This is a genomic window from Pirellulales bacterium (genome assembly GCA_019694435.1).
GTDB lineage: Bacteria > Planctomycetota > Planctomycetia > Pirellulales > JAEUIK01 > JAIBBZ01.
Map to the genome: position 1 here is coordinate 22,307 of JAIBBZ010000024.1, position 24,136 is coordinate 46,442.

The following is a 24,136-nucleotide window of genomic DNA, read 5'->3' on the forward strand; positions in this document are numbered from 1 at the left end:
CGAATCGTTCTCAGGTAACCGTCAGGGCCGTGCCATTGATCGACACGGTGGGGCCGACCAGCTTGATCGAGGCGTTCGTGCCGTTGGAGATTTCGATCAGTTCGTTCGTCACGACGATCTTCGCTCCGAGCGGCGTGCGCAACTGGATCCCACCGGTTGGCCCCGGCAAATCGCTGATCTGGATCGAGTGTTGCAGCGGGGTCTGCACTGTCAGGCTGGGGATCTGGGCGGGAGTGCTCCGCGCGCACGAAGGCATCTCGGCCGATGTTTCCCAGAAGCAGCCGACCCAGATGGGATAATCCGGGTCGCCCTGTTCGAACTCGATCCACACCGACGAGCCGGGCAACGGGACCGTAAAGAACCCGAACTGCCGCCCCGCCCAAGGCAAGCACGGCAAGGCCCAGCTTGAAATGGCCGTGGCCGACACGTCGGGAACCAGGACCTGAATCCGCCCCATGCCTTTGGGGTCGCTCTGATTGACGACGACGCCCTTGTACTTGCCGTAGTAGCGATTGCGGGGCGTCAGGAGGTCTTCGATCGCGTCGGCTACGTTCATGCAGATACCCTGTTAACGGTTGTGACGAGGCCGTTGCGGCTCAGTTCGAAGTCCTGCTTGTACTCGCCGCTCGCTATGCGATGCGTGACGCGCTCGACGTAGTACAAGCCGTTGTAGGCGTTGCCCGCGCCGCGCACGCTGACCAGGCGGCGCGCTGCGAGAATGCGGCCGTAACGCAGCACGTCCAGGCTGCCCTGCGCAGTGACAACCTGCGACGTCTTGGAGGCCGCGGCGAGTGCCAGTTCGGCGGCTTCGACGAGCGAAAATTTGGCCGTTTCGCGGAGGGCGCGAACTTGCTTGGGAACCGGAATCAGTTGGCCCAGGCGAGGGCTTAACGGATTGATGTCGCCCAGCGGAACGGGCAACGTCATCTTGCTGAACGGCTCCTGGACCCAGGCGACGGGCATCACCTTTCGCTCGTTGTTGAAACTGAAACGAATCGACTCGACGTTCGTGTCCGCGTCGTGGTTGGCCGAGAGCGGCGGTTGCGGAGCGCCGCTGCGCACCGCCGGTCCCCAATACGCAATGCTCGACCCCGGCGAGTTGCCGGGCTCGAGATAGAACACATAGCCTGCTCGTTCCGCGAGCAGTCGGATGTATTCCAGGTCGGTGCCTTCCTGGCGGGGAATCTTGTCGAGCGGGTTGGGGAAGATCGACGACAACGTAGGCACGACCCGCGGCTGAATCCCCAGGGCGGCGTATTTCGCCAGGATGAACGAGACGCGTAAGAACGACGGCATCGCCGGAAACGGCAGCCCGCTGAATTGCTTGTAGCCCATGATGACCGTCAGGTCTTCGCCCGTTACGACCAAGGTCGAGCGCCCGTCGGCCTCGGGCTGCATCTGATGGTCGGTCATGAAACCATCGATCAAGACCTGCGGCGAGCCATTGAGCGTGACCATGAGCATCACGCGGATGGCCGGGATCGGCGCGCCACCGGACAATAGAAACAACGATTGCAAGGGCGAGCGCGGGCCGATGGAAAACTCCAGGCGAAACGCGTCCGGACCCCGTTCGCTACTGGTCACTTCAACGCGGCGCAACGCCTCGATCACGTCGCTCGGCACGGGACGCGGTACGGCGGGGCCAATCATCAAAGTGAGGTGCATACCCTTAAGCACGCGTCGGAGCTCCGGGGATTCCTTCGGGCAGGGTTACGCGCAACGGACGGCCGACTTCGTGAACCAAGTCGTCTGGACGCATCGCGCCGTTCGCATCGCACAGCCGCCAGAACTGTTCCGGATCGCCCAAGTAGCGATGCGCCAGCAAGTCCAAACGATCGCCTTGCACGACGCGATGCTCGCGCAGTTCAGCCATCGCCTCGGGTGGCGGGAGCAGGCGTCGCTCGACATAGGCCACCTGGCGGCCTGACTCGTCGACGTGGCAGCGAATTGGCAACCCGTGATATCGACTCGTTGGCACGAAGGCCGAGGCCTCGAGCGCCGTCGGCGCGGGCAGCACCTGCCGCGGATCGATCCCCGGCGTCTGGCCGGAACGGAGAGGGGCGATCATAGAGGAATCCTTTCGATGCCCAGGTCGCTCAGTCGCCCGCCGGCGGATAGTGCCGCCAGCCGTTCGCGCTCACCCTGGTACAACAAGTACAGACCCGAGCCACGATGACGAAAGCCCAGGTCGTTCACGCTGAGCACGCGCAGCGATAGGCTGACCCGCGCGCGAATCGGATTGAGCTGCGTATCGAAGAACTCCTCTTCGATGCTCAGCTCGGTGATCCGGACCGGCATGACGCGCGACTTGCTCCAGACGAAGACGGTCAACGGCGCCTCGAGGGGCGTGATTTCGAGCATCCCCGCTTTCGCGCGGCCGTCGTTCTCCTTGAGCTGCGCAGTGGTCGGATAGACGATGAGTTCCAACGCCGCGAGGTCGGGAAACAGGCCGAATTCCACCGTGTTGCGGTTCTGGTCGGGCGTTTCGAGGCGATCGGTCGCGTCGAGCTCGGCCTCGAGGCGAATGGTTTCTATCGGGGGCCCAGTCAGTCGCAGGGCCTGCGAGCGATCGCCCCCGGTCGCCTCGACCGACTGGGGCGCTAGAGAGCGTGAAACCGTCTGGGGATTGTATTGCAGGGGAATCACGCGCAGCGTCGCCCCGCTGCTCGGATCGAGCAGGACGAGTCCACCCTTAATCAGTCGTGGGCTGATCTGGCTCATGAGAGGACCTTGCTGGCCAAGTCGGCGGACGGAACGCTCAGAATTCGCTCTGCGATCTGACCGGCGATGTCTGGCCAGGAAAGAGCGCTGTCCACACGGGCCATCTCGTTGGTGCTCGATTGCAGCGTCGGCGCCGCACTCGGGAGCCGCTCGTGCAGCGCCGCTGCCAGGGCCGTGCGCAGGGCCTGGGCATCTCGCCAGCGCGGGGGAACATCGCGCCAGACGAGTTCGTCGATCTGCAACCGGAGTTTCATGACGCGCTCTCCCAAGACCGTTCCACCGGCAGGTCGGCGAGCGTCACCGGCTTGTTGGATTTGCGTAGCTCCTCGCGCGTGGCCGCGACAATCCGGTCCCAATCGACCGTACCGGACATCGCCGAGGCGTACGCCGCATTGAGCGCGATATTCTGGATGCTGCCTCCGGCCACAGGCACGCGCGCCAAGAGACTCAGATCCACAGCAGCCAGGGGTGCGTCAACCGGGAAGATGTGTTTCCAAATGCGCTGCCGTTGGGCAGCCTCGGGGAAGGGGAAATCGACGATGAATCGCAGCCGCCGTCGAAACGCGTGATCGAGCGAGCCCTTGGAATTCGTCGCCAACACGGCGAGTCCTCGGTAGCTCTCCATCCGCTGCAGCAGATAGTTCACTTCGAGATTGGCATAGCGGTCGTGCGCGTCTTTAGTTTCCGTCCGCTTCCCGAAGAGGGCGTCGGCCTCGTCGAACAACAAAACCGCGCCGCCGTCGTCGGCCGCATCGAACAATCGGCGCAGGTTCTTCTCGGTCTCGCCGATGTACTTGTTGATGACGCTGGACAGATCGACGCGGTAAAGATCCAGGCGCAGCGCCGACGCGATGGCTTCGGCGGCCATCGTTTTTCCCGTACCGCTATCACCTGCGAACAAGGCCGTGACGCCGAAACCGCGGTTGAGCTTGGCGCGAAAGCCCCATTCGTCCAGCACGCGCCCGCGATGCCGCACCTGGTCGATGATCTGCCGCAACAGGGCCGATTGTTCCTCGGGTAGCACCAAGTCGTCGAGCGTGACCTTGATCTCGATCCGCTGCGCCAACGAATCGAGCTGTGGACGCGTGTGGCATTTGCACGCTTCCCAAAGTGCCGCCGCGGTCTCATCCTCGGTGGGCGCGGCGGCGGCGATCCCCTCCAGAACAGGGAGGCTCAGGTTGAAGTGGCCCGCCAGCACGCGGGCGGTCTCCGCGTGGTCTTCGCCCAACGCCGACCGCCAGGCCTCGGCCTGCTCGGCCGCCGTGGGCTTACTCACATCAAGGGGGAGAGCGGTTTCGAACGTGCCGGAGTATTCGTGAGGCAAGTCGCAAAACACCAACCCACCCACGCGGCGAACGAACCACTCGGCCGAGGCCTCGCAGGTTGCCGGCTCCGTCTCAAAGCGGTCGAGATAGAGGGCGAGAGGCAACAGCGTCGCCTCGCGTTGCCACAATCGGCCCAGCGCATCGAGCTCGACGAGATCGTGCGGGAGCGCCGTCGCCGCGACGCGGCATAGCTGCAGGCCCAAGCGCTGCGCCACGTGAGCCGCCAGCTCGCGTTTCGTCGTCGTATCGTGTCCTAACAGCGTCCAGGTTTGCGATCCGGTGGCGGGTTCCGCAGCGGACATCGTGGCCACGACGCGCTGGACCAGAGCCTGCTGCGACGGCGGGAGAACCTCGCAGCGCGGTTCGATCCGCTCGATCAGCAGGTTCCAACGCTCGTCCAGGTAGTTCACGCCCTTGAGGAACGACGCGATGCGGTGATCGACGTACAGCCGCGATTGCATCAGCGGTTGCGCGCCACGTTGTTCGACTTCGAGGAGGCGGGCTCGACGCAGATTGCCAAACGGTGCCAGCGCCTCCCAGCTCGCGCCTGGCAGGGCGTTGATGGCCAGCGCAAAGGTCGCATACGGTCGCTCCGGCGAACCGTGAGCCGCCGCACAGGCGCGGGCCACGCCGAAATCAAGCTCGGTCGCCGCCGCGAGCAAGAGCAAGCGACGTTCGAAGTCGGTCAGACCGTAACGCTCCGCGAGCAATTCCAACGCCGGCGGTGGGGACGATGCGATGGTCGAGGGCGCGCCGGGTGCAGCCGTGCTGGGGCGCACACGCTTGGGCTTCGCAACGGGAGCTTCCCCTTGCTCTGGCACGTCGTTCATTTTCGCCAAACGCTCGAGAGCCTCGCGTAGCTCGGCCAGCTGCGCGGCAAGGTATCGATCGTTCGTCTGATGCCAGCGACGGTTGGCGTGCATCTCAGACAATCCCCAGGATGAACTTACGGTCGAAACCCCAAACGGAACTCTTGCGTCCCCCCACGTTGGTTTCGACCTTGGTAAACAGCCGGCTGTCGGCGCCGTCGACGCGCAGTCGTACCCAATACTCCCCGGGTGGAACGCGCGAAATGTCGAAGCGCGGATTCGATTCCGCGAGCTCGGCAATCCCAGGCAGCCGCGGCAGCTGATACGCCGCATTGCCGACTGCGGCCGTCAAGACGAGCGATGCCTGATGACGCGGAGGAATTGAGTCGACCAGCGTCACCTCCAGGCGTCGCTGGCCGTCGTCGACAAGCTGCGTGATCAACGGCCGGTTGGAGCTGTCTCGCGCGATCACGGGACTGATCAACAGCGGCAACGGGTTGCCGAGTGTGCGCAGGCGCGTGGCACCCTCGGCGTCGGGCTGACCCGGCTCGATCGTCGCGGGCTCGCGCTGGGCCAATTCCAATTGGAAGATTCCGGTCATCCAATCGATCCCGTCGCGGGTTAACGGAACGACCATCCGCGTGGCGGTCGAGGCGGTGGAGTCGGCCACGAGCCGCGCGACAACGTCGCCCTCGGGATCGGCCAAAGTCGGACGTCGGTGCGGGTCGCGCACGAGGACCTCGATCGACTCGCTCGACAGATCGCTCCCGATGATCGTGATCTGCTCGCCAGGCACCGCCGATGGCATGAGCGGGGCCAGAGGATCAGGGCGGTACTCGACAGCCTGCAGCACGGGCCCAAAACCGGCCGACATGTCCACGCCGCTGTCGGCCGCCCCGCGGCGCAAGACCGGCAGGGCGGCTCGCGGCGGGCGTTGGCTTTCGATCAAGACGACCGACGCTTCATAGGCCGCCGAGATGCGATACGGCGCTTGAAACGTCGACCAGAGCTTTGACATCTCTTCGACGCTGAGCGTGACGGGCGTCAACTTGACGCGCTCCACCTGGCGATCGAGATCCTGGGAAAGCGGCGGCGCCAACAGAGTCGCCGCCTGGGCGATATCGGCTTCGCGCAACTGGGGTGTATCGTGCAGGACACGCATGCCTGCACCCAACAGTTGATGCGCCGAGATGTCCGCGTCGATGCCGTCTTCGCCGTAGGCGGTCAACAAGTAGTACAAGTTGATCGCCAGCGGCGGATGCCCCCGCTCTCCCGCTTTCGTCGTACCGGGCAAATTCTCATTGCGCCAAGCGGCGCTGGGAGCCGTTTGATACAGGTACAAGTTGAGGCGATTGCGCAGATCGGGTCCCGTGATCTGGTTGGGCGGCTGCACTGAAACGGTGACGTTCGCGAGTTGTTGCACCGCACTTTGCAACCGGTGGCGCAACGTGGCGGTCACCGACGCAATCGCCAGGGCATTGCTCATCGCCGGCCTCCTTGCCTGCGGCGCATGTAGTCATCCAAGGTCGCAGTTCCGCGACCAGGGGCAGATGGCGGAGCCGCCGGGGCCGGCTTGCGTTCGGGCAGGTGTCCCCGAACTTCCAGGCGGCCGATGCGAATCTCGATCGTGGGCTCCACCGACAGCGCTTGTCGGGCCGGCTCGACGTCGATCTTCGGCGGAACTATCGGCGGCTGTGTCTGCGGCGCTGGCTCGCGCGACTCGCCGAGCGCCGACCCTCGCGCTGCAAGCGGTTGGCTCGGCAGCCTGATCGATGGAACGACGGGATGCGGCCGCAAATCGCGATCGCCGTGCAGCTCGCGATCCGGGGCGGCCGGCACGCGAGGTACGGTTAGCGCTGCGTCGAAGTGCCGCTCGACAAGGATCTTCTCGATCGTCGGCGACACTGCCGGCGGCGTCGCGTCGTTCGCGGTGCGAACTGTCGGGATGAATTCGGCGTTGTTGCGCAGCCGGTGGTCCGATTGCCGTTCCGACCCGTAGCGGTCTGGCTCGACGGACATCGGCGGCCTGGCCGGCGCGCGCACTTCCGCCGGCGTGGCCGCGATGGGGCTTGGCACGAAACGAGGCCCGACCTCCGCTGGCCGGGATCGTTGCGAGAAATGCCGCCGCGGCTCTGGTGAGGCTTCGTGAGCTGGTGAAATCGTTGCGGTTGATTCGAGCGATTCCACGGCCGGTTCGGCCGGCGGGAGTCCCCGAGTTGACTCGCGCGGCTCAAATCGCAGCGGCGTCTGGGGAACCAGCTGCACTGCAGCTTCACCCAGATTGCGTTCGGCGAGTCGCTCGAGGAATCCGCTCACGATCGCACCATTTCCAGGTAGACGCCGCGCCGCCACGGACCGAGCGCCACGATCTCAGGCTCGGTCCAGCCGTATGCTTGTGCCAGGACGTGGACCTCGGCCAGCAGCCGTTGCGCCCAGTGGTTCAACTCCAGCCAAAACACTTGCGCCACGTCGAGCAAGAAACTCCGACGCACTTGGCAGCCCGGGCACTCGACGTCGAGGCGAATCTCCGCGCCGGGATCGGCCTGCTCCAATTGCCCAATGAGTTTTTCACGGACATCCTCGGGAACCTCGGAGATCGTGGCAGGCAATCCGTTGCGCGAGACGGAGACGATGCAGCGATTCAGCAGTTCGTTGGGCCGAAGGTCTGCGGCGAGCGCGGCGACCATTTGCACGTCGCGGCTGTTGAGCATTCGCGCGGCGAGGTGCCACGCACCCTCGCGATGCTCGATCAATCGGTCCTCGGGTTCGTTCAGCGTCGCGATCATGTCACCGGTACTCAGCTCGATTTGAAAGACCTCGCCGCATTCCGGACACGGACCCGTGACGACCAACGCATCGCCCAACAACGCCCGGCGTGCACGCAGAACCCAGGCATCGCGCAGGCCCAGGGGCCATTGCCAAACGTCGTCGCTCGCGGCGCCTTCGAACGCTGCAGCCAGCAACGTCACCGCAAACTCGTAAGGCCGACGTCCGTAGGCCCGTTCCCAAATCCGCAACCAATCGTGTTCCGTCAAATCCGCCCGCAACATGCACGCGGCTCCTTACGCCGAGCCGCGTTCGTCGGGTTCGGGCAGTTCCGCGTCGATCTCCCAACCTTCGTTTTCCAACTTGATGCTTTGGATCGCGATGGCGTTCGCGTTGGCGTCGAGTTCGGGCAGGGCCTGGTATTCCGAGACCCAACAGCGGTAGACGTTGTAGGCCAGCGCTTCGTCGCCGTTTTCGTTCAAGAGCACAATGCGGATGTCGCGGCGAAAGTCCTTGAGCGAGACTTCGCCGCCGGGCTGCGTACGGACCTTCCAGATGAGATTGGCCCAATCGTCAAATCCGCGATCGTGAGTGACACCTCGTTCGAGCATGATGGCGTCGTATTCGGTCCGGCCGGGACTCTTGTGCGACGTGCTCGGATCGCCGCCCTCGCGGTGCGAGACAACCTCGGTCGTGCGCTTCAGACTGCCAATCTTCGAGACGCCGGCGACCGGCTTCGTGTCTCGCCCAAAGTAGACGCGGAACTTGAAATTCTTGTACGGGTCGACGCGTTCGCCGTTCTTCGTAAACGTGGCCATGGCCAATGAATCCCTCTGGGAGCGAAGTGGAAGGTGCAGATGATCTCAAGCGGCGCGAACGCCGTGCGCTAGCCGGTCTCGATTTGTCCGGCCATTTGCTGAATCTTGATGATCACGAACTCGGCCGGCCTGAGCGGCGCGAAGCCGACGTGGATGTTGACGATCCCGAGGTTGATATCGGTCTGCGGATTCGTCTCGTTGTCGCACTTGACGAAGTACGCCTCGCGCGGCGTGCGTCCTTGAAACGCGCCCTGCCGGAAGAGCCGGTGCATGAACGCGCCGACGTTCAGGCGGATTTGGGCCCACAGCGGTTCGTCGTTCGGTTCAAATACGACCCACTGCGTGCCACGGTACAGGCTCTCCTCGATAAACAACGTCGTCCGGCGGATGGGGATGTACTTCCACTCGCTCGCCAGGCGGTCGTCGCCCACACGTGTGCGTGAGCCCCAGATGACGCGACCCGCGCCGGGCATGGTCCGCAGGCAATTCACCCCCAGCGGATTGAGCTCTCCATTTTCAGCGTCTGTCAAGTTAACCGTGAGGCCAACAGCGCCGAGTATCGAGGCATCCAATCCCGCCGGCGCCTTCCAAACTCCGCGCTGGGCGTCGGTGCGAGCAAAAACGCCAGCCACCGTGCCGCAGGGCACGAAACTTTCGGCCTGATTCTCGCGAAGCGGATTCGGCTGCCTCAGTCGAGGGAAGAAAACGGCAGCATTCCTGTGAGGAGCACCGATCGTGCTGGATGAGGAGCCGACATCTTTGACTACCGTCGATTTATCCGCCCAGTCGTCCGGCGCGTCAATTAAGTACAGGGCTCGTCGATCCAGGCAGTACTTGGCAACCGCATCATGAAAACTAGCCTTGGGCTTAAGCTCTTGCTCGATCCTTGTGACACTGTCTTGTGTCACGTTAAACGGTGGAATGCAGAGCAGGTTGAACAGATCGGCCTTTTCCAGCGCGTACAGCCCTGATTTCGCGTCGAGGTCGGCGAGAATCGTCGCCTCATCCAGCGGTCCTCCATCACCCGCCGACCCATCACTTCTGGCCCAGTATTCTTCCATTTCAAGAAGTTCGGACAGGGGTTTCTTGCGGTCTGCCTCTGAATACGGAGCGTGCTTTTCGGGAACGGTTGTCGGGCATTCCATCTGAATCAGGTTCGACTCGGCCTTCAAAACACGATCCACTCGGCGAGGGCTTTCCACAACGGTTAGGTTCCGAAATCGTTCAACCGCACCGGATTCTGTGTCCCGGATCTCGAGGTTGAACAAGTCCTCTTTTGTCACCTTGAGCTGTTCAGCCGCTGCCGGAGCGACGAGATCGTCGACTCGCACTCGCAACTTGTTGCCCCATTGTCCCGGATACTTCGCCTCCATGGTCCACTTTACGACGCCGGCAGCTTTTCCCTGAATCACCGCATGCGTCTTCGTATACGCTGTGTCCAAGGCGCTCGTGACGGCGGGTCCTACGGCGTTTCTTGCCACTGCGGCGACTTTCTTGGCGTCGGGTTCCGTAGTGTTGTTCTTGATGGCTTCATACACTTGCTGGCCGGCGTCGTGCGCGACGCCGGCTGTATCGGGAATCGCGTCTTTCGCTTTTGCAATGACCGAAGCTGCGGTGGGTGGAGTGTCGCCTGTGCGATTGGCTTCATTCTCGGCGGCTGCCGCAACGAGCTCAGCTCCTTTGGTGGCCTGCGGCTTGAGTTGGGGGTCCTTGGGGTTAAACAACCGCACGATCAGCGCGTCCGACCCACCGTTCAGAAAGAAATCCCGTACCGCGAATCCCAGCTTGCTTTCGCTCCACAGTCCACCGAATTGTCGCTCGAACTCACCGAAGTTGTGGATCATCGTCGGCTCGTCGGTTGGCCCGCGACGGGCGCGGCCGACAAAGGCGGTGATCGATGTCGCGACACCCACGATCGTGCGCACGCCACTAGGAATCTCTTCGATGTAGACGCCGGGATAGCTCGGGGTGGTCGGCATGGCTGAAATCGCCTTCGCGAGTCGGGAAACGGGAAAGGGCTCGGCAAGTGCCTGCCCAAGTCGCCGGATTCTCCGTGCGAATGCTGCGGTGCACTACGGGCGCCGCCGGGGTGCGCTTAGGAAGCCACGGGAAGGCGGGCACGTTAAGGCGGGAAGAATGTTACGAGGCGGAATACAGAAAGAAATGTGTTGTAGCGCGTTGCATTGCACCTGCGCGGTTGTTAGCGTATCGAAGCCTCACCGCATAGGAGGGTCGAAATGGGATGTTCGAATGCGGCACCGCGCCCGAATTCAGGGTTCGATCATGATTCGACCCCGGAATCTACCCGCGATGCCCTTCGACAGCCGAACGCCCTGCCGATTGCGTCGTTGGACGCGAGGAATCTGACCGGCGTCGAGCTCTTGCGCCAGCGGCCTGCTTTGCGGCGATTGTTTGCGGAACTGCTCAAGGCTCATGAGTATGCCGAGTTCGAGCAGGTGGACCGGTGGGAATACGGTGTGCCCTTGGAGTACGTCAAGACGCTCGGCGTGACCGATACGGATTTGCGGTTCTTGTGTCGCGAACGCTGGATCGGCGGGCATCGCGCGAGCCGCGTTTCAGGTGAGTTCGCTGGCACCGCCGTGGAGAACACCGACGAAGACGGCTCTCCCGAGGTGTTGTTGTCGCTACTATTCTCGGGCAAACAGGCCGTTGTGTTATTGACCAGCATCGGCGTCCAGTTGGCCTTGGAGTTGCACACGAAGCGAACGGCGACGGTCAGTCGCCGCGTGCAACGGCGACCGCACTACAACTGTGAACTCCGCGAACTGTGGTGCGTCGGCCAGCTCATCAAACGGTTTCGTGAGCCGGCGGAGAATCAACACCGGGTCCTCGCCGCGTTCGAAGAAGAGGGGTGGCCGCTGCGGATCGATGATCCCCTGCCGCAAGCCCCCAATATTTCTCCTCGCGCCCGGCTGGCGGATACGATCAAGAGTCTGAACCGGAAGCACGAGGTGCAACTGGTTCGATTCTTTGGCGACGGCCGTGGCGAAGGCGTGCGCTGGGAGTTTTGTGCGATCGTGGGCCGTTGATGTCGGAAGACCGGAATCTCTATCCGGATTGCACGGCATGGTTCCCAGGGCGCCCGCGCCCCATTCGCGCCCCTGTCGCGACCGGACTTGGGTCGCTACTAATGTAGGCGACGCGCGCCGCAATCTGTTCAGGAGGATGGTCGCCCGGCGCGAGTGCTCTTTGGGCGAGCAACCCGAGTGAAGGGTGGTTGAATATGCCGCAACATCACTGGCAGGAAGTCGGTGGGCACCTATGCGATCCGGTCGATCCGCGCGACTACGACGCGCAGTCCAGCGCGGTCGAAGCCCAGTTAGCGCTACTGCCGCCCCGACGCAATCATTGGCGCACCGACCAGCCCGGGGTGGCGGAGCAAGTAGACCTTCGCGCGTTCCTCGGGTTCAGCGACCCTGACGGCGGGCGATGTTCGGCCGCGGCCCTGGTCGTGGTGGCGCTGTTTCAATACTTTCAGCGCCGCGTGCGGCAAGTCGACGAGGCCTACTCGGCGGCGTTCCTGCAATCGATTGCCGACCGCTACGCGGCAACTCCCGAGGAGGCCATCTCGCTGCGCACGATGTTCAAGGTCGCGGCCCAGTATGGCCTCTTGCCGCAGCGGCGAGGACCGGACGGATTACGCAACGATCCCGAGGAAGCGTTTCTATATGCCTCGTGCGAACGGCCTTCACAGCTCGTGTATTTTCATCCAACTGCGAACGATCTGGATGCCTGGGTGCGGCTGCACGGTGTGCGTCTGTTTCTTCAAGCCGGATTCCCGTTAGTCGCCGTCGCCGATTTGGCGCGGGTCGAGTTGCGACCGAGAGCAGAGCTCAGATCCTCGCCTGCGACGTCGGTGCTGCGCAGCGTGGTCATTGCTGGCTATGACGATGCCGGCGACGAAGAGGGCGAACCGCGGGGCGCGCTGCTCGTGACACCGCTGTTGGGTATCGAATGGGGCCACGCAGGCTACGGGTGGATGCCCTATACGGCGACGCTTGAAGGTGCACTACAAGACGTGTGGACCATGTTTTGTCCCGAGTGGGTCGGCGGCGGTTTGATGCATCCCTTGACGATGCAACACGACTTTCGGGCTCGACCCCGCTGAACTTGTCATGCAGGTCATGGGCCAGGTGCGAACACCACCTTGCCTGCTAGGGGGCGGTGGCGCCTGTCGGCGGGTTTTCGCGCAGCGGGCCAAACAGCACCTCGCCTCGGCGCTGCTTTTCCTGAAGCACCAGATAGCCTTTGCTGGCGTTTTCCAGTCCGCGCACCACGATATAGGCGATCCCGACCAGGCCCATCAGCGCGGCGAAGGGTTCTTTAGCGAGCGTGGTCTTGGCCAGCTCGGCTGCCATGATGGCGGCCACGACCACCTCGATCAGGCCATAAACAGATTGGCAGGCGAACTTGAGACCGGCGAATGTGATCCCGGCGGCGAGCGCGGCAAAGACCAGCCAGTTGCGGAGGCGCGCGGCCGTTTCGCGCGATTGTTCGGAACCGAGTGCCGCGAGCATCGCCTCGGCCGCTTGATACGCCAGGTACGCAAATGCCGCGCAGAACAGGACTACGCCCAGGATGATCCAAATGCCCGCGGGCGACGGTCGCCCAGCGCGATCGGCCGCATTGCCTTGGCTCGTCATGCAATCGTTCCTTCTGCTCGCACTTCTGGCAGGTTGCGGAAATAGGACACGTGGCAAGCCTCCGATCGCGGGCCGCGAAAGTGTACCGCATGCCGGGGATCGGCGCTATGGGACACAGCGCGAGGGTAGCGGCCCTTTGATTGCTACAACGGGCTGCTAATCGTCTGCTTCGATGATCGCCTCGATGTGCCCCGCGGCATGGGCCGCCGTCAGGGCTTCGTGGTCGCGCTCGACCTGGTCGGCATAACGCTGGGCGAATTCGGTCATCGCTCGGTCGCAGTTGTCGCCGTTTCCCAGATATCCACTGATGATCGCCGGATCGCCCGAAGTGGCATGGGCCCGTGCCAAGGTCCATCCACAGGCTTGGGCGTAGTGTTCCAAATCGACGGCATTGAACGATTCGACAGGCAAGGAGTATTTCATGTCGCGTAGTTGGCGGACGTAGAAGTCGTGACCCGCTACGCGTGCCCAACCGAGAAACAGATCGCTGGCGGATTGCGTCAACCGCTGACCGACGACGACGCGCTGTCCATGGTTTTCGAACGGGCCCTGGCCGGTGTACGCCTCGAACACCGAGGGGCGAGCTTCCTTCACCTGCAACAGCAGCGGGCTGCGATCGTCGCAGAGGAACAGCGCCACAAGGCAGCGCGTGCCGACGCTGCCGATGCCCACGACGCGCCAGGCCAGGTCGTGCAACTGGTAACGGTCGAACAAGCATCGCCGCTCTTCGGCCAGCGACGTGCGATAATCGGCAAACCCCTGGCGCGCCAATTCGAGCAGCCGCTCGTCGGTCACGCGCGTCTTGACCGGCGGGCGCTCGACGAATCGATAGCCCTGCCCTGCGGCGCGGGTAATCTTGGGAAACAGACGGTCGCTGATCCGGCGCCGCGCCTTGGCGGCGACGTGCTCGCGCCGCTTGCGCGATTGTGCATTGGGCGCGATGCCAATCAAGTCTTCCGCGCGAACGCAGGCATACCAGATTTCGAGCGGGCTCAGCTCGGCATATTCGGCCAGGTGCTGCCGATACGATCGACAGCAAGCCAGCGCCGCGTCGCGCGATCCTGGTTCGGAAACTCCCGCCGATCGACCCGCCACAACCACGCTCGCGGCCAGCCGCTTGAGATCCCATTCCCAGGCGCCCTGCAGCGTTTCGTCGAAGTCGTTGATGTCGAAGATCAGGTTTCGTTCCGGCGTGCCAAATAGACCGAAATTCAGGAGATGGCAATCGCCGCAAGTTTGCACCTGCTTGCGCGTCACCGGCGTTTGCACCAGGTCGTAAGCCATGAGCGCCGGTGAGCCACGCAGGAAGGCAAACGGGCTGCGGAGCATCCGGCCGTAGCGCAAAGGCGCCAACCTGCGCAGCCGACCCTCGTTCGAACGCTCGATGATCTCAAGCGGATCACGACCGTCGCCACCCGGGTTCCAAGCGCCATGTGACGCGCGGGGAACCTGCGTGCGCAGCGCTTTGCCCGCTAGTTTTTTCTCAGTGCGAGTTCGTGCCAAGATCGAGGTTTCCGAACTCAGGCGCATGTTGACCCGGCGGCAGTTGCCGACCGCCCCTGAGCGTAGGCGGCCGAGGCTCGCTTCGTAGCGAGGCCCGCATGCCGCGTGGACGGCGGCAATCGGCAAATGCAGACGGTCATCATGATCGGGTCCACTGGACAAGGCAACGTGGTCAGCTCATCTGGCAACGCACGGCCGAAGCGCGGCCCTTGCGCGGCGTATCGAACATGTGCCCACACCGGCAGGGCCGTCGTCGCTCTCAGGCGGGGCTCGGGGCTCGCGCGAGTTGTCGGGCCTGGAATTCGTTCCCCAGAGCGGTTCGCGGTAAAGTCAGCATTTCGCTCGACGGCGGTCGCAATCCAACACGGCAAATCGATGGCGCAGATCGCCGAGACTTGGCAAACCTGCGCGCGGATCGGGCATGCGGCCTGCGACGTGTGGATAGCTCGGAATCCGGTACAGCTCCCTGGCTCAGAACACAGCGGGCGTTGATAGATCGGCAGGATCGCAGTCTGCGGTTCGAACCTTGCTGCGACCGATCGACAGCCCAGCGATTTGTCGGCTGTGTGAGGCGACGCTGGCGATCCCCGGCCCTCTACCGCGCCAGCGCGGGTCGTCTGCGGCGGCGCTTGCGGCCCGTTTTGTTTGCCGCAACTTGATTGTGCGGCCGGCCCGAGGTGTGAGTGTGCTGCCGGTGTTCGGTGGGTTTCCGGGCCGGGGGCCGGTGCCGCGGCGCGGCAGCTTGGTTCGGCGAAGCATCGTTAGCGGGCGCCGTCGCTCCGAGGGCGCTTGTTTCGCGCGGCAAGCTGCGGCGCAACAGTCGTTCGATCGACTTGAGCGAATTGCGCTCCTCGGGATCGCAGAGCGAGACGGCGATGCCGGGAGAGCCCGCCCGGCCGGTGCGGCCGACGCGATGAACATAGGTCTCGGGCGATTCCGGCAGATCGAAGTTGAATACGTGCGAGACCGCGTCGACGTCGATACCTCGGGCGGCAATATCGGTTGCCACGAGAATCGGCGGTCGCTGCGACTTGAATCGAGCCAGCGCCTGTTGCCGTGCGCCCTGAGATTTATTGCCGTGAATCGCCAGGGCGGGCTGGTTCGCCTGCTGCAGCTGACGGGCCACTTGATCGGCACGACGCTTGGTGCGCGTGAAGACCAAGGCCCGGGTAACGGACGACGACTTCAACAAGTGAACGAGCAGCTTGACTTTCTGCCCGCGCTCGACGTTGTACACCGTTTGCTGAATCAACTCGGCCGTGGCGCGGACCGGCGCGACGGTCACGCGGGCCGGATCGCGCAGGACGGAGTCGGCCAGCCCGCGGATGTCGTCGGGCATGGTCGCCGAGAACAGCAGCGTCTGTCGCTCGCGAGGCAATTGGGCCATCACGCGACGAACGTCGGGAATGAACCCCAGGTCGAGCATGTGATCAGCTTCGTCGAGCACGACCGTCTCGACGGCGTTCAATTGGATGTGTCCTTGCCCGATAAGATCGAGCAATCGACCGGGCGTGGCGACGAGGATGTCGATGCCCGCGCGCAGTTCGCGGACCTGGTCGTGCTGCGAGACGCCACCGACCACCACGGCGGCGCGAAGTTGCGTCGACTCACCGTAGGTTCGAAAGCTCTCGCGAATCTGAATCGCCAACTCGCGGGTCGGCGACAAGACCAGCGCACGGATCGGCCGTCGGCGCCGCGGTTGCGAGGAGTCGTCCTCGCGCAGCCGGTGCAGGATCGGCAAGGCGAACGCGGCCGTCTTGCCGGTGCCGGTTTGCGCGCAGGCCAACAGGTCGCGACCGGCGAGCACGTGGGGAATCGCCTCGGCCTGGACGGGCGTCGGCGTGTGGTAATCCGCGGCCACGATGGCGCGGAGGATGGGCTCGGCGAGCCCCAGTTCTGTGAATCTCAAGGCAACGGTCTCGTGGGAGAGTCCCAGGACCAAGTGAGGGGTCGCAACGAAAGCGCCCGCAGGGAGCCATTGGTCCGTGGCAGGAATCCAATGGCAACCGCACAGAGGAGTCGAGCGAACGAATTGTAGCACATGCCGGCCGTCGGGCCCAGGTCCAGGCCACAACCGGCCCCTGCGTCGTTCCCTGGTGAACGAGACCGAAGTCGTTGAGGAGACGGGGGTTGTGCCTGGCGCACGCACGCGTCGCGCCGCAGGATGCCGGCGTTTGTCACGCGTTTACTTGCCCTGGGGGCGAGGTAGACTTTGACGTCGTAGTGGCCGCACGGGCGCTCCGCACCTGCCCGAAGGAACGGAAGCATGCACTCCCCGGGCGCATTGCGGGTGGCGATCTTCGTGCATAAGGCGCGCGGACAATGGATCGTGAAAGACCCCGAGGGGGCCTTCTGGATCGTCCCTTCCGGCGAGCATTCCTGGCAGCGTCGCGAACCCTTCGATCCGTCCGGCGCCGAGGTTGATCTCGAGCCCGTGCCGGGCCATTACAAGTACCTGCTCGAGATCCCTTTCTAGCACTCAGGCAACTCGCGTATGACGGCCGAGCAGACTCGGTTGGACGAGGCCCGCGCAAAGCAGGTGCCCTGGAAAAAGTGGGGCCCTTATCTCAGCGAGCGGCAATGGGGCACCGTGCGCGAGGATTACAGCGACAACGGCGACGCCTGGAACTACTTCACGCACGATCAGGCCCGATCGCGGGCCTATCGCTGGGGTGAAGACGGGCTGGCCGGAGTCTCCGACGACCGCCAGCAATTGTGCCTCGCGCTGGCCTTGTGGAATGGCCGCGACCCGATCCTCAAGGAGCGGTTGTTCGGCCTGGCCAACAGCGAGGGCAACCACGGCGAAGACGTCAAGGAGTACTACTTCTATCTGGACAGCACGCCGACCCACTCGTACATGAAGTTTCTGTACAAGTATCCGCAACGGGAATTCCCCTATGCGGAGCTGGTCGAAACCAACCGTACGCGCCGCCGCGACGAGTTCGAATACGAATTGCTCGACACGGGCGTGTTCACCGACGATCGCTACTTCGACGTGTTCGTCGAATATGCCAAGCAGGGCCCCGAAGACCTGTTGATGCAGATCACCGTCTGCAATCGCGGTCCTGAGGCGGCCGAGCTGCACGTGTTGCCGACGCTCTGGTTCCGCAACGAATGGTCCTGGTCGGCCGGCGCAAATCGTCCGCGCCTGCAGCGCGCCGGGCAGGCCATTCAGGCCACGCATCCGATTCTGGGCGATCGTTATCTGGCCTGCGACGGTACGCCAGAGTTGCTGTTTACCGAGAACGAAACCAACACGCAGCGGATCTTTGGCGTCGCCAACCGCAGCCCGTACGTCAAGGACGGGATCAACAACTACCTGGTGCACGGGCAAGGCGACGCCATCAACCGCCAACAGCACGGGACGAAAGCCGCGGCTCACTACCACCTGACGGTCGCTCCGGGCGAAAGCCAGACTTTGCGCTTGCGGTTGTCGCCCGTCGCGGCGGAATCGAACGGCGATTTCCACGATTTCGACGCGGTGCTCCGGCTCCGGCGCGAAGAGGCCAACGAGTTTTACGGTGCGATCATTCCGCCATCGTTCACCGCGGACCAGGCGAACGTCGTCCGCCAGGCGCTGGCCGGCATGCTCTGGAGCAAGCAGTTCTATCACTACGACGTCGACAAGTGGCTCGAAGAGCGCGGCAGCGATCCGTTCAAGCAGATCCGCAAAGTGGCCCCGCGCAACGACAACTGGCATCACATGTACAACGGCGACGTCATCTCGATGCCCGACAAGTGGGAATACCCTTGGTATGCCGCTTGGGACCTGGCGTTTCATGTGATTGCGTTGACGCTGGTCGATCCGGATTTCGGCAAGGACCAGTTGAAGCTGATGGTCCGCGAGCGGTACATCCACCCCAACGGCCAGATTCCGGCCTACGAGTGGAATTTCGGCGACGTCAATCCGCCCGTTCACGCCTGGTCGACGATCTTCACCTATGTGATGGATCAGGCGGCGCGCGGAACGCCCGACAACGAGTGGCTCAAGAGCGTGTTTCACAAGCTGCTGTTGAATTTCACCTGGTGGGTCAATCGCAAAGACCGCTCGGGGCGCAACGTGTTCGAAGGCGGGTTCCTGGGTCTCGACAACATCGGCGTCTTCGATCGCAGCGCGCCCTTGCCGACCGGCGGTCATCTGGAGCAGGCCGATGGCACGGCCTGGATGTGCTTGTTCTGCGAGAACATGCTCCAGATCGCCAGCACCCTCGCGATGACCGACCCGGACTATGCCGACATGGCCCTCAAGTTCGTCCAACATTTTCTCTGGATCGCCTCGTCGATGTCGAACGTCGGCGGCTCGACCGGCATGTGGGACGAGGAAGACGGGTTCTTCTACGACGTGCTCCGCCTGCCCGACGGACATGCCGAGCGGCTCAAGGTGCGTTCGATGGTCGGGCTGCTCCCCTTGTGCGCCGCGACGACGTTCGACGGCCAACTGCTGCAGAAATACCCCGAGCTCGAGGAGCGGCTGCGGCTGTTTCTCGAAGCCCGACCGGAAATCCGCAGCGCGATTCATGATCCTGGCCAGCAAGGCGTGGCCGGTCGCCGGCTGGCGTCGATTCTCGACGAAACGCGCCTGCGCCGCGTGCTCAGCAAGATGCTCGACGAACGGGAATTCCTCAGCCCGTTTGGCCTGCGCTCGTTGTCGCGCTACCACGCCGAGCGTCCGTACGTGTTTTGCGCCGGTGGCCAGGAGTACCGCGTCGAGTATCTCCCGGCCGAGTCGGACTCGGGCATGTTCGGCGGCAACTCGAACTGGCGCGGTCCCATCTGGATGCCGGTCAACGGGCTCGTGGTTCGGGCCCTGCTGCAATACTACAGCTATTACGGTGACGACTTTCAGGTGGAATGTCCGACCGGCTCGGGCCGGATGATGAATCTCTACCAGGTGGCCGAAGAGATCTCGCGCCGACTGGCGAACATTTTCCTCAAAGGCCCCGACGGGCGGCGCCCGGTCTATGGCGACTCCGCGAAGTTCCAGGACGATCCTCATTGGCGCGACCTCGTCCTGTTCTACGAGTATTTCCACGGCGACAATGGAGCCGGCCTGGGCGCGAGTCATCAGACCGGCTGGACGGGCATCGTGGCCCGGTTGATGCACCTGTTTGCGACGAGCACTTCCGAACAGGTGTTGCAGTCGGGCGCCAAAGGCCTCGGCACGATCCCGCGTGATTCGTACGGCGACGTCGCCATGGCGGCCCGCTGAGGGTGCCCCGCGCCGGTGCCTTGCCGGCGAGAATCACGCCGATCGGCACATCGGTGGGGGTGGGCGTTGTCCCCGGTGGGACGCTACTCTCCAATATCTCGTGGCAACCTCTTGAGCAGAACGTTCCCTCTGCTCGAACACTTCGCTTGCAAGACGTTCCCAGCCTCTCCAGGGAGTACAGGTGATGAATCGTGGTCGCTCGTGGATGCGCCCTTGGGGTGGTCTGGCTCTCGGCTTGCTCCCGCTCTTGGCCGGCGGCTGCCCCTGTCGTACGTCGCAGGCACAGGGCCTTGCGCCGGACGCACCGCGCCTCGCGCCGGACGCACCGCGCCTCGCGCCGGACGCCCCGCGCGTCGGCCGGCAGATTGCCGCGTTTGAGCTGGGCGACGTTCACGGACGTCCGCGCTCGTTGGCCGACTTCCGCGACGCCAAGCTCGTGGTCGTCGCGTTCTTGGGTACCGAATGCCCCTTGGTCACGCTCTATACCCCGCGGCTGAACGAGCTGGCCGAGAGCTATGCCGGCCGCGGCGTACAGTTCGTCGGCATCAATTCCAACCAGCAGGATTCGCTCACGGAGCTGGCCGACTTTGCGCACAAATACAACGTCGCGTTTCCGCTGCTCAAGGACCCGGGCAACCGCGTTGCCGACGTGTTTGGCGCCGTCCGCACGCCCGAGGTGTTTGTGCTCGATGGCGACCGCGTCGTCCGCTATTGGGGGCGCATCGACGATCAATACGTGATCGGCGCGAAGAAGCAGCAAGCCGAGCATGCCGACCTGAAGGACGCGCTCGAGCAGCTCCTCTCCGGCCGGGAAGTGGCCGTGCCCACGACCAAGGCGCTGGGTTGCCTGATCGGCCGCGTCAAGCGTCCCGACCCGGCGGGCGAGATCACGTATGCCAATCAGGTTTCACGGTTGCTGCAAAAGCGCTGCGTCGAATGCCACCACGACGGCCAGATCGCGCCGTTTGCATTGACCAGCTACGACGAGGTGCTCGGCTGGGCCGAGATGATTCAAGAGGTCGTGCACGAACGGCGCATGCCGCCGTGGCTGGCCGCACCGGGACACGGCCAGTTCAAGAACGACCCGTCGCTGTCGACCGAAGAAGTTGCCCTGATCGACCGCTGGGTGGCGGGAGGGTGTCCCCAGGGGGATGAGGCCGAGCTGCCGGCGCCGGCTGCTTTTGAAGCCGGTTGGGGCATCTCGAAGCCCGACGAGATTTTCTACATGAGCGACACCCCGTTTCAGGTTCCCGCCGAGGGTGTCGTCGATTATCAACTCTACGACGTCGATCCTGGGTTTACGGAGGACAAGTGGATTCGCGAGGCCGAGGTCAAATGCTCGGCGGCGGCCGTCGTGCATCACGTGATCGTGTTTATCGGTGGCGCGGGAGGCGGCCGCTTCGGCGCGCCTCAAATGGCCTACGCGCCCGGCATGACCCCGCGTCGCTTTGATCAGGGGATGGCGATTCGCGCCCCGGCGGGTTGCCGACTCACGTTTCAGGTGCACTACACGCCCAATGGCACGGCTCAGGCCGACCGCAGCTATGTGGGGTTCGTTTATGCCGATCCGAGCGAAGTGACCCACGAAGTGGAAGGCGGCGCTTGCGGCGACATGGCCTTCCGTATTCCGCCGGGCGACGACAACTACCGAGTGGTCGCCGACCGCAAGTTTCTCAAAGACACCGTGCTCTTGGGGATGAATCCGCATATGCACGTGCGCGGCAAGGCGTTCCGCTATGAGTTGCTGTCGCCCGATGGCCAGCGCGAAATCTTGCTCGACGTCCCGCGCTACGACTTCAACTGGCAGCTCTGGTACAACCTCGAGCAGCCGCGCCTGATCCCCAAGGGGAGCAAGATGATCTGCACGGCGTACTTCGATAACTCCGAACACAATCCGGCGAATCCCGATCCGAATCAGACCGTTACCTGGGGCGAACAGACCTGGGACGAGATGATGTTCGGCTTCTTTTCGACGATCCGTCCGCTTCGGGACAAAACGACCGCCGTCGCGCGGCCCGTCGAGGCGTTGCGCCCGGGAGTGATTCTGCCGGCGCGGCGCGAAGTGGCCGGCATCGCTCCCCTGCGCAAGCTGGCGCCGCGCTAACCGGTCGCTGCGCCGGGTGATGACCTTCCCGGCAGCGAGTTGCTGACGCAGAATGCCGTGGTCGCGATGGACATGAGGCCACGGACCGCGAGTACTGCACACAGCAGTTCGCGTCGCCGTGAAACGAATGATCGAACCTGGACCGGTGAATGATCCAAACCTTTTCGGATCATTCGCCGGGCGACGCCAGGCGGTCCGTTTGGTTGCGAAGCGACTCGAGCCGGCCGACAATGGGCCCGCATTTCGCGGTGCCTGTGGGCGCCGCACGATCGAGTTTCCTTCGAGTAGCAGGCACATCGTCGATGAATCGTAGACGGGGTTGGGTGCTCGGTTGGTGCTTCGCGGCGACCTTGCTACCGGCCGCGGCCAGCGCGCAGCAGGAGTGGGTGGGCCGCGCGGTCATGGCCAAACGCGGATTCAAGGTCAAGTTGGGCACGCAAGAAGTGACCGGTCAGTGGTTCCCGGCCACGGTCCTCAAGGTGCAGGGTGATTGGCTCAGCCTGGGTCGCGGTTGGATGCACGTCAGCTACGCGCTGTCGCTCGACGAAGCGCTCAAGTATTTCACAGGCGAGATTCAACGCGCGCCCGATGCCTGGACGTATACATGCCGGGGCCTCGCCTGGTACGAGAAACGCCAGCTCGACAACGCGCTCAAGGATTACTCCGAGGCGATTCGACGCGACCCGAAATATGCCTTTGCCTACAACAATCGCGGGGTCGTTTGGGAAGCGAAGGGCGCGCTGGACAACGCGCTCGTGGACTACAGCGAGGCCATTCGCCTCGATCCCCAGAATCCGTTTGCCTTCAACAACCGCGGCGTGGTGCGGGAAGCCAAACGGGACTATGCTCGCGCGCTGCGCGACTACAGCGATGCGATCCGGCTCGATCCGCAATACGCGACGCCGTTCAATCACCGCGCATGGCTGCAGGCCACTTGCCCCGAGGATGCGATCCGCAACGGCAAGGAAGCCCTGGCCGACGCGACGAAGGCCTGCGAGCTGACCGGCTGGAAGAATGCCGACCGGATCGACACCCTGGCCGCGGCCTATGCCGAGGCGGGCGATTTTGCGAATGCCGTGAAGTGGGAGGAAAAAGCGCTCGAGCTGGTCGCCGATGAAACGCTCAAGCCTGAGCTGAAGGCGCGGCTGGCTCTGTACCGCGAAGGCCAACCCTTTCGCGACCGGCGCAAGTAGCCGCGGGCTTCGACCGGCAGCGCCCGCCCGGGCCTTACCGCTTGAGTTCGCGGAGCAGGAATTCCGCGATCGAGCCGTAGCGCTCGTCTTCGTGGCCGGGGTAAGCGACGATCGCCGTCGCGCCGGCGGCGCTCAGTCGTTCGGCAAGTTGCACGCCATACATGGCTGAATGCGTGGGGTCGGTTTCAACCTGGCCGACCATGGGCGGCTTGTCCTGCTTGGAATACCGCAGGTAGATCGGCGGGTCGTCGGCGCTGGCCCACTCGATCGGCGAATATTCCTTGATCCACGGCAACACGTCTTGGCGATGTGCCAGGAGCAGATCGAATTCTTCGGCGCGGCTTCGTCCGGGCGCGGCAAAGCCGAAGGCATGGCCACCGTAGATCGCGTTGGGGATCCAGCGGCGGAGCTCCTCGGGGTCCAGCGAAGATTGCGCCCCTTCGACGGCCGCACACCACAGACGCGTCGACTGTCGAGACACGGGATCGTCGCTCTGTGGATCGGCCAGGTCGTCGTGCAGCGCCAGCCAGAGCGAAGTGCAAGCGCCGGCCGAACCGCCGGTCGCGCCGATCCGGGCCGGGTCGATGTTCCACTCGCCGGCGTGTGCCCGCAGAGTTTGCAGGGCACGTGCAGCATCGTACAAGCACGCCTTCACGGGCGGTTCGACCTTTTGCTCCATAGCCTGGAGGATGAAACGATAGTTCACCGCAGCGACGGAGACGCCGGCATCGAGATATTGTTGAATCGCCTTCGAGTGGTAGCCCGACTTATCGCCCCGCATCCATCCGCCGCCGTGAATCATGAGCACCAGCGGCGCCGGCCCGGGCGATGCGGCGCGCCAGAAATCGAAGCATTGGCGTTCGGAGTCGTGGGCATAGGCGAAGTCGGCAATCGTGGGCGCCGGAGCGTCGGCCTTGGGGTCTGCCTTGTCGCCGGCCGCCGGCTGCTGAGCAAATCCAGTCGCTACCGCCAGGCAGACGTATCCGGCCACGATCAGCATGCGCAACATGGGAAACTCCTCGAC

The 24,136-nt window shown here is 63.8% G+C and carries 21 protein-coding genes; 6 read left to right on the plus strand and 15 right to left on the minus strand.

Annotated features, from left to right (window positions below; genetic code table 11):
* Positions 1-10 precede the first annotated feature (10 nt).
* From K1X74_16650 to K1X74_16700, 11 genes are all read right to left on the minus strand, one after another.
* Positions 11-556 (minus strand): phage baseplate assembly protein V, encoded by a 546-nt coding sequence (locus K1X74_16650; GenBank protein MBX7167966.1) that lies wholly within the window; start codon positions 554-556, stop codon positions 11-13.
* The gene (locus tag K1X74_16655) at positions 553-1,650 is read right to left on the minus strand and encodes a hypothetical protein (GenBank protein MBX7167967.1); all 1,098 of its coding nucleotides are present in this window, start codon (positions 1,648-1,650) and stop codon (positions 553-555) included. Before K1X74_16655 ends, K1X74_16650 begins: the two co-directional genes overlap by 4 nt.
* A 19-nt stretch (positions 1,651-1,669) precedes the next feature.
* Positions 1,670-2,068 (minus strand): LysM domain-containing protein, encoded by a 399-nt coding sequence (locus K1X74_16660; protein ID MBX7167968.1) that lies wholly within the window; start codon positions 2,066-2,068, stop codon positions 1,670-1,672.
* A complete protein-coding gene (locus tag K1X74_16665; protein MBX7167969.1) occupies positions 2,065-2,721 on the minus strand; it encodes a hypothetical protein in 657 nt (218 codons plus the stop codon). Before K1X74_16665 ends, K1X74_16660 begins: the two co-directional genes overlap by 4 nt.
* Positions 2,718-2,975, minus strand: coding sequence for a hypothetical protein (locus K1X74_16670; protein MBX7167970.1), 258 nt, complete (start codon positions 2,973-2,975; stop codon positions 2,718-2,720). The genes K1X74_16665 and K1X74_16670 overlap by 4 nt, the downstream gene beginning before the upstream one ends.
* Positions 2,972-4,969 carry an ATP-binding protein gene (locus K1X74_16675; GenBank protein ID MBX7167971.1) on the minus strand — a complete coding sequence of 666 codons (1,998 nt, stop codon included), beginning with the start codon at positions 4,967-4,969 and terminating at the stop codon, positions 2,972-2,974. The genes K1X74_16670 and K1X74_16675 overlap by 4 nt, the downstream gene beginning before the upstream one ends.
* A gap of 1 nt (position 4,970) precedes the next feature.
* Positions 4,971-6,341: a DUF4255 domain-containing protein gene (locus tag K1X74_16680; GenBank protein ID MBX7167972.1), complete on the minus strand. Its 1,371-nt coding sequence runs from the start codon at positions 6,339-6,341 to the stop codon at positions 4,971-4,973.
* Positions 6,338-6,874 carry a hypothetical protein gene (locus K1X74_16685; protein MBX7167973.1) on the minus strand — a complete coding sequence of 179 codons (537 nt, stop codon included), beginning with the start codon at positions 6,872-6,874 and terminating at the stop codon, positions 6,338-6,340. Before K1X74_16685 ends, K1X74_16680 begins: the two co-directional genes overlap by 4 nt.
* A gap of 293 nt (positions 6,875-7,167) precedes the next feature.
* Positions 7,168-7,905: a hypothetical protein gene (locus K1X74_16690; protein ID MBX7167974.1), complete on the minus strand. Its 738-nt coding sequence runs from the start codon at positions 7,903-7,905 to the stop codon at positions 7,168-7,170.
* A 12-nt stretch (positions 7,906-7,917) separates the two neighbouring features.
* The gene (locus tag K1X74_16695) at positions 7,918-8,439 is read right to left on the minus strand and encodes a phage tail protein (GenBank protein ID MBX7167975.1); all 522 of its coding nucleotides are present in this window, start codon (positions 8,437-8,439) and stop codon (positions 7,918-7,920) included.
* 68 nt (positions 8,440-8,507) lie between these two features.
* Positions 8,508-10,418 carry a phage tail sheath subtilisin-like domain-containing protein gene (locus tag K1X74_16700; protein MBX7167976.1) on the minus strand — a complete coding sequence of 637 codons (1,911 nt, stop codon included), beginning with the start codon at positions 10,416-10,418 and terminating at the stop codon, positions 8,508-8,510.
* A gap of 369 nt (positions 10,419-10,787) precedes the next feature.
* Here K1X74_16700 and K1X74_16705 point away from each other — a divergent pair, with 369 nt between their 5' ends.
* On the plus strand, positions 10,788-11,489 hold the full coding sequence (locus tag K1X74_16705) for a hypothetical protein (GenBank protein MBX7167977.1): 702 nt from the start codon (positions 10,788-10,790) through the stop codon (positions 11,487-11,489).
* Positions 11,490-11,683: 194 nt separating this feature from the next.
* A complete protein-coding gene (locus K1X74_16710) occupies positions 11,684-12,568 on the plus strand; it encodes a hypothetical protein (protein MBX7167978.1) in 885 nt (294 codons plus the stop codon).
* 46 nt (positions 12,569-12,614) lie between these two features.
* Here K1X74_16710 and K1X74_16715 read toward each other — a convergent pair whose 3' ends face one another.
* From K1X74_16715 to K1X74_16725, 3 genes are all read right to left on the minus strand, one after another.
* A complete protein-coding gene (locus K1X74_16715; protein ID MBX7167979.1) occupies positions 12,615-13,103 on the minus strand; it encodes a hypothetical protein in 489 nt (162 codons plus the stop codon).
* Between the two features lie 156 nt (positions 13,104-13,259).
* On the minus strand, positions 13,260-14,606 hold the full coding sequence (locus tag K1X74_16720; protein MBX7167980.1) for a DUF2252 domain-containing protein: 1,347 nt from the start codon (positions 14,604-14,606) through the stop codon (positions 13,260-13,262).
* 595 nt (positions 14,607-15,201) lie between these two features.
* Positions 15,202-16,515: a DEAD/DEAH box helicase gene (locus tag K1X74_16725; GenBank protein ID MBX7167981.1), complete on the minus strand. Its 1,314-nt coding sequence runs from the start codon at positions 16,513-16,515 to the stop codon at positions 15,202-15,204.
* Between the two features lie 357 nt (positions 16,516-16,872).
* Between K1X74_16725 and K1X74_16730 the strand changes: the two genes are divergently transcribed.
* From K1X74_16730 to K1X74_16745, 4 genes are all read left to right on the plus strand, one after another.
* On the plus strand, positions 16,873-17,082 hold the full coding sequence (locus K1X74_16730) for a hypothetical protein (GenBank protein MBX7167982.1): 210 nt from the start codon (positions 16,873-16,875) through the stop codon (positions 17,080-17,082).
* 18 nt (positions 17,083-17,100) lie between these two features.
* Positions 17,101-19,815 carry a glucosidase gene (locus K1X74_16735; GenBank protein MBX7167983.1) on the plus strand — a complete coding sequence of 905 codons (2,715 nt, stop codon included), beginning with the start codon at positions 17,101-17,103 and terminating at the stop codon, positions 19,813-19,815.
* Positions 19,816-19,999: 184 nt separating this feature from the next.
* Positions 20,000-21,919: a thioredoxin family protein gene (locus K1X74_16740; GenBank protein ID MBX7167984.1), complete on the plus strand. Its 1,920-nt coding sequence runs from the start codon at positions 20,000-20,002 to the stop codon at positions 21,917-21,919.
* Positions 21,920-22,221: 302 nt separating this feature from the next.
* A complete protein-coding gene (locus K1X74_16745; protein MBX7167985.1) occupies positions 22,222-23,112 on the plus strand; it encodes a tetratricopeptide repeat protein in 891 nt (296 codons plus the stop codon).
* Between the two features lie 34 nt (positions 23,113-23,146).
* On the opposite strand, the gene K1X74_16750 is transcribed toward K1X74_16745, so the two are convergent.
* Positions 23,147-24,121 carry an alpha/beta hydrolase gene (locus K1X74_16750; GenBank protein MBX7167986.1) on the minus strand — a complete coding sequence of 325 codons (975 nt, stop codon included), beginning with the start codon at positions 24,119-24,121 and terminating at the stop codon, positions 23,147-23,149.
* Positions 24,122-24,136 lie beyond the last annotated feature (15 nt).

Coding starts and splice junctions, on each gene's coding strand:
- K1X74_16650 (MBX7167966.1), bottom strand. CDS start 556: ATGAACGTAGCCGACGCGATCGAAGACCTCCTGACGCCCCGCAATCGC.
- K1X74_16655 (MBX7167967.1), bottom strand. CDS start 1,650: ATGATTGGCCCCGCCGTACCGCGTCCCGTGCCGAGCGACGTGATCGAG.
- K1X74_16660 (MBX7167968.1), bottom strand. CDS start 2,068: ATGATCGCCCCTCTCCGTTCCGGCCAGACGCCGGGGATCGATCCGCGG.
- K1X74_16665 (MBX7167969.1), bottom strand. CDS start 2,721: ATGAGCCAGATCAGCCCACGACTGATTAAGGGTGGACTCGTCCTGCTC.
- K1X74_16670 (MBX7167970.1), bottom strand. CDS start 2,975: ATGAAACTCCGGTTGCAGATCGACGAACTCGTCTGGCGCGATGTTCCC.
- K1X74_16675 (MBX7167971.1), bottom strand. CDS start 4,969: ATGCACGCCAACCGTCGCTGGCATCAGACGAACGATCGATACCTTGCC.
- K1X74_16680 (MBX7167972.1), bottom strand. CDS start 6,341: ATGAGCAATGCCCTGGCGATTGCGTCGGTGACCGCCACGTTGCGCCAC.
- K1X74_16685 (MBX7167973.1), bottom strand. CDS start 6,874: ATGTCCGTCGAGCCAGACCGCTACGGGTCGGAACGGCAATCGGACCAC.
- K1X74_16690 (MBX7167974.1), bottom strand. CDS start 7,905: ATGTTGCGGGCGGATTTGACGGAACACGATTGGTTGCGGATTTGGGAA.
- K1X74_16695 (MBX7167975.1), bottom strand. CDS start 8,439: ATGGCCACGTTTACGAAGAACGGCGAACGCGTCGACCCGTACAAGAAT.
- K1X74_16700 (MBX7167976.1), bottom strand. CDS start 10,418: ATGCCGACCACCCCGAGCTATCCCGGCGTCTACATCGAAGAGATTCCT.
- K1X74_16710 (MBX7167978.1), top strand. CDS start 11,684: ATGCCGCAACATCACTGGCAGGAAGTCGGTGGGCACCTATGCGATCCG.
- K1X74_16715 (MBX7167979.1), bottom strand. CDS start 13,103: ATGACGAGCCAAGGCAATGCGGCCGATCGCGCTGGGCGACCGTCGCCC.
- K1X74_16730 (MBX7167982.1), top strand. CDS start 16,873: ATGCACTCCCCGGGCGCATTGCGGGTGGCGATCTTCGTGCATAAGGCG.
- K1X74_16735 (MBX7167983.1), top strand. CDS start 17,101: ATGACGGCCGAGCAGACTCGGTTGGACGAGGCCCGCGCAAAGCAGGTG.
- K1X74_16740 (MBX7167984.1), top strand. CDS start 20,000: ATGAATCGTGGTCGCTCGTGGATGCGCCCTTGGGGTGGTCTGGCTCTC.
- K1X74_16745 (MBX7167985.1), top strand. CDS start 22,222: ATGAATCGTAGACGGGGTTGGGTGCTCGGTTGGTGCTTCGCGGCGACC.
- K1X74_16750 (MBX7167986.1), bottom strand. CDS start 24,121: ATGTTGCGCATGCTGATCGTGGCCGGATACGTCTGCCTGGCGGTAGCG.